The sequence below is a fragment of the Acinetobacter sp. UBA2063 genome (genome assembly GCF_002333245.1).
Lineage (GTDB): Bacteria > Pseudomonadota > Gammaproteobacteria > Pseudomonadales > Moraxellaceae > Acinetobacter > Acinetobacter parvus.
In genome coordinates this window covers 1-4,467 of record NZ_DDAH01000105.1, presented here as the reverse complement: position 1 = coordinate 4,467, position 4,467 = coordinate 1, and the positions used below count along the sequence as shown (strand labels likewise).

The 4,467-nt window shown below is 41.5% G+C and carries 6 protein-coding genes; 2 read left to right on the top strand and 4 right to left on the bottom strand.

Annotation, left to right across the window (positions count from 1 at the left end; translation table 11 throughout):
* Positions 1-177 precede the first annotated feature (177 nt).
* From B4H32_RS04720 to B4H32_RS04710, 3 genes are read right to left on the bottom strand one after another with little or no spacing between them, the layout of a single operon-like run.
* Entirely contained in the window at positions 178-1,239 is a 1,062-nt protein-coding gene (locus tag B4H32_RS04720; protein WP_286800422.1) for a DUF6670 family protein, read from the bottom strand.
* 16 nt (positions 1,240-1,255) lie between these two features.
* A complete protein-coding gene (pssA, locus tag B4H32_RS04715; RefSeq protein WP_004674635.1) occupies positions 1,256-2,089 on the bottom strand; it encodes a CDP-diacylglycerol--serine O-phosphatidyltransferase in 834 nt (277 codons plus the stop codon).
* A 39-nt stretch (positions 2,090-2,128) separates the two neighbouring features.
* On the bottom strand, positions 2,129-2,986 hold the full coding sequence (locus B4H32_RS04710; protein ID WP_004674634.1) for a 23S rRNA (adenine(2030)-N(6))-methyltransferase RlmJ: 858 nt from the start codon (positions 2,984-2,986) through the stop codon (positions 2,129-2,131).
* A gap of 118 nt (positions 2,987-3,104) precedes the next feature.
* On the opposite strand from B4H32_RS04710, the gene B4H32_RS04705 reads away from it, so the two are divergent.
* Both B4H32_RS04705 and B4H32_RS04700 read left to right on the top strand, forming a co-directional pair.
* Positions 3,105-3,713, top strand: a complete 609-nt coding sequence (locus B4H32_RS04705; protein ID WP_004680506.1) for a 2OG-Fe(II) oxygenase — start codon at positions 3,105-3,107, stop codon at positions 3,711-3,713.
* Between the two features lie 64 nt (positions 3,714-3,777).
* Positions 3,778-4,305 (top strand): hypothetical protein, encoded by a 528-nt coding sequence (locus B4H32_RS04700; RefSeq protein ID WP_004674632.1) that lies wholly within the window; start codon positions 3,778-3,780, stop codon positions 4,303-4,305.
* A 24-nt stretch (positions 4,306-4,329) separates the two neighbouring features.
* Here the strand turns inward: B4H32_RS04700 and B4H32_RS04695 are convergent.
* A partial coding sequence (locus tag B4H32_RS04695; protein ID WP_286800426.1) for a DUF2789 family protein occupies positions 4,330-4,467 on the bottom strand: 138 nt, incomplete at its 5' end.

Sequence of the window (4,467 nt, the reverse complement as noted above, 5' to 3'; positions counted from 1 at the left end):
GTCGGCTATGTTACCCTAAATTTCTTTAAAGTCAACCATCAATTTCAACTTTATTTTAAACCACTTTAAATAATTGATTTAAAACAACTTTTAATCAACAGCACCGCCGATGGAGTCGCATTATAGATCATTCTAAATACCTTACAACCCCTTTCTTTAAATTATTGCAACAACTGCCTACTTCTTGCACAAATAGGGTTGAAAATGTGGAATTTGGTCCATTATGTGTTGAGTCTTACTTTTTTCCTGCCAATGCAAGGGACGACAGTCGATGTATTCACAATAGCCTGAACCCTCATAATTTTCATTTTTCCAGAACAATTGGTAGTTGAAGCTTCCCACATAACCCGCTGCCAAGCCAAATTTATAGTCCCCTCGGCTTTGTGCCTGTAGATGAAAAACAACCTCATCATTTTCTTGATATTGCCAAATAAACTCTCTGGGCAAATACATTTCCCGACCATTCGGTGTCTGGATTTTAGGATAGACCCGTGTCACATCAAAAATGACCTGTTTCTCATAAAGTCGTGTTTCCTGTCCCGCAGACTGAATCTCAATTCTTGAAAAAACGATGTTGTTCCATTGGTTTCTTAGTTCTGAGAATACGATTTGTAAGTCTGGAGTCACCTGAATAATTTGATAAGTAAAAAAATTAAAGGCTATGAAAGGTAAGTAAATTGCCCTGGCATGTTTTAAGATGCCCTGTGCCTCAATTTGGTATTTCTGTTTTTTGTAGGTGATTTCACCCTCACACTGGCATCTTGCATACCAATAGTCCGCTACACCCCATTGTAAAGCTGAATGATTTTCTATTTCCGCATGGGTATTTACCTTAAGCTGACAACTTAATTCTTCATCAATACGCTTAAAGTAATAATTGGGAAATTCTGCCTGAATATGGTCAACATCTAAAAATTGATAACGGTCCATTTCAAACTGACACTGTTCTTTGGCACTATAACTTTTGAGATGCCCTACAGTGGCAACACTACTACTGACCAAAACAGTTGCGGTATCAATAGCTGTGGTCGCAATTGCGCTGGCGTTATAACAGACAGGAATTCGTGGTTGCCCAATCAGGCTGATAAAGTTGAGATAATGAAACGGTTCAGGCAAGTTTGGCAAAATCAAGGCCTGATAGACAATCTTGAACAAGCCTTTTGGGGGATAAAAAGTTAAAGCATCTGTCTTATTCAGGTTCAGCAGCTTTAATTGATTGTTATTCATCAATATTGGCATACTGAACCTCCATTTTTTAGGTTGTTATTTTTGAATCATTCTTTTTGGCAAATAAAGTGGTTACCAAGCCTGAAAGAATATAGAGAATAGATACCATCAGGATTCCTACTGGAATGTTGTACGTGATTGCGGCAAAAATCAAGACCACAGGCAGCATCACAACAAAAGGTACACGTTTGCGGTCCATTTGTTTAAATGAGTAGTACTTGATATTTGAAATCATCAATAGGCCAATACCTATCATAACCACACAGTTAACAACCTGAACCACGATATCCTTTAAGTCAAAAACGAATGGAAAATCCTGTTCAACCCAGACCATTGAGATCACCGTCACCGCTGCAAGCGGGCTGGCAATTCCAATAAAGTAACGCTTGTCTACCACGCCAATCTGCACATTGAAACGTGCTAAACGGAATGCGGCACAGGCCGTATAGATAAAGCAACATGCCAAACCAATACGGCCAAGGTCATGTAAACTCCAGCTATACATCAGAATTGCTGGCGCAACACCAAATGCCAATAGGTCAGACAGTGAATCATATTGTTCGCCAAATGCACTTTGTGCCCCGATTGCGCGTGCAACACGACCATCCAGACCATCTAGCAATGCCGCCAGAAAAATGGCATAAATCGCCTGGTTAAAGTTTCCATTCATGCTTGCGATGATGGAATAGAAACCCGAAAGAAGTGCAGCAGTGGTAATCAGGTTAGGCCATAGATAGATGCCACGGCGTTTTACTTTCTGTCCCTCATGCGTCTGCTCTTCTTCTTCCACTTCAAATGTGATGCCATCGAAAGAATGGTCTCTATTATCTAAATCAGAATCTGGTTTAAGAGAATTTGTCATTATTTTCAATTCCTCGAGAATATCTTGACGGTGGTGGGCTTATTCACCCACCAACCAACGCACCGCAGCGTGACCACCATTTTCACTCATGCGCAAATGTGGGAATAGCCATTGTAGAGCCTGGTCCGCATCTTCTGAGAACTTCCAGGGTGGGTTGATCACCAACAAACCACAGCCATTTAACCCGACTGGTGTGTCATCTGGCCATACACAGATTTCGCACACCAACTGACGGCGAATCCCCGTCTTGAACATTTTCTTTTCAAAACGTTCGATCATGGCACGGTCTTTAATTGGATACCAAACCGCAAATACACCTGTAGGCCATTTTTTATAGGCAGTCTGCAACAGCTCAACCAGTTGTGGGAAATCTTTACGCTCGATCTCATAAGGTGGGTCGATCATGACCAAACCACGTTTTTCTTTAGGTGGAATAACACCCAACAAACCCTCATAAGCATCACGCTCATGCAAGCCCATACGTTTATCACGGATGTTGTGGCGTAATTGCTGGAATACATCACGCTGCATTTCAAACACAGTCGCTTTATCAATTTCACGCATCGCCTGCAAGGCAAACCACGGAGAACCAGGATAGCTGCCTTTGCCCTCTTCAGCACGCAGGCTTTCCACCAGTTTCAGGTATTCCTGAATGGCTTCAGGTGCCTGGCGTTTTTCCATTTCACCCAACTGTACCAGACGATGAATCCCTGTTAAGAATTCGCCAGATTTTTGCGCTGGCGCAAGTGATAGATCATACTTGCCCGCCCCGCCATGAGTATCAATATATCGATATGGTTTATCTTTGGCATTTAAACGCGTGAGTAGTTGAAGCAAGAGTACATGCTTCATAACATCGGCAAAGTTACCCGCATGGAAATGGTGACGGTAATTCATGTTGACAATTATTCCTCAATTCAGAGGATAGTTTAACATGAAAATAGAGGCTATTCTTTAGCATTGATGTGATCACCTCAAATTGCCCTATAAACGATTAAGCGTGAACTGGAACTGTATGCAATCTTCTTCCCTCCCAAGCCACTGGAATCTGGACAAGATTCTGGATGATTTAAATGATGCTGGATTTGCCCTGATTGATGAGGTGTATCCAAATGAATATGTACAGGCTCTGGTAGATGAATGTAGTTTACATCTGGAACAGTTCAGGGCGGCAGGTGTACAGAATGGTGTGATGAGTCACATTCGTAGCGATCATATTTTATGGATTGATGGTCAACTTCCGATTGCGCAGCAACATATCCAGACTCTGAAACATTTATCCAAAGTTTTGAATCAGGCTTTTTATCTGGGAATTAAAGAGGTGGAGGCGCATTTTGCCTGTTATCACGCAGGTGAGTTTTATACGCTGCATCGGGATAATCCACAACAGAAAAATGACCGCATGATTTCAACCGTGTTCTATCTGCATAAAGACTGGCAGGAGGATTGGGGTGGTCAATTACGTTTGCAGGATAAGAATGATCAGTGGCATATCATCCAGCCCCTACCCAATCGCCTTGCGATCTTTCAAAGTGATTTATTACATGAAGTTCTGTTATCGAAACAACAGCGTTTATCCATCACCGCATGGCTACGACGTGGAAACTCAATATGGAATGGTTAAATCCTTTAAATTACGAAAAACAGCCCGATATAACTCGGTATAACTGACGATTTTGGATCGATAAATGTCAAATGAAACCAAACAGGTGATTGCACGGATTGGTGAAACCGACCAACTTTATTTAAATGGTAATACCCCTGAACTGGCTTTGGAGCGGGCTGAATTGCGTTTGCAACTAGTCTTGCTGAGCCATGTCCGTCAGGAACAGTTGCATTTTTTGCAGGAAGCGATTGTTCTACTTGAACAGGCTCGCATTGAATATGAAGAAATGCCTTTAAGTCTATATTTAAATCTGTCTTTATGCCTTGCAAAGGCTTATATGATTTATTTTGAATTGACTAAGGAGCAACGGTTCGCCTTAATTACTCAGCAAATTCTTAAACCTTTGGCTTATACCGAAAGCTTAGAGATTTATTTCTTTCTGGCTTATGCCTCAGCAGCGAAAAAGGAACAAGCATTAACGCAACATTGGCTGAAAAAGTATGTCTCCTGTTTAGACCATGATCTGGAACTGTTACAGGTTCACCCTGCATTTAGCCTTGCCCGTGAGAAAGAATGGTTTAAAACCCTGATTCGAAATAAAGCTCACTAATGTGAGCTTTATTTTTATGTGTGCCTATTGAGTGCTATCTAAATGCAGTTGCTGATTCAACTCATCAATCACAATGGCCCAGTCGTCATCTTTATCCCAATGGCTTTTTAGGAAATCACGCTGGCCAGCACTCCAGAACTCAGCCTCATGTAGTTTTTGATC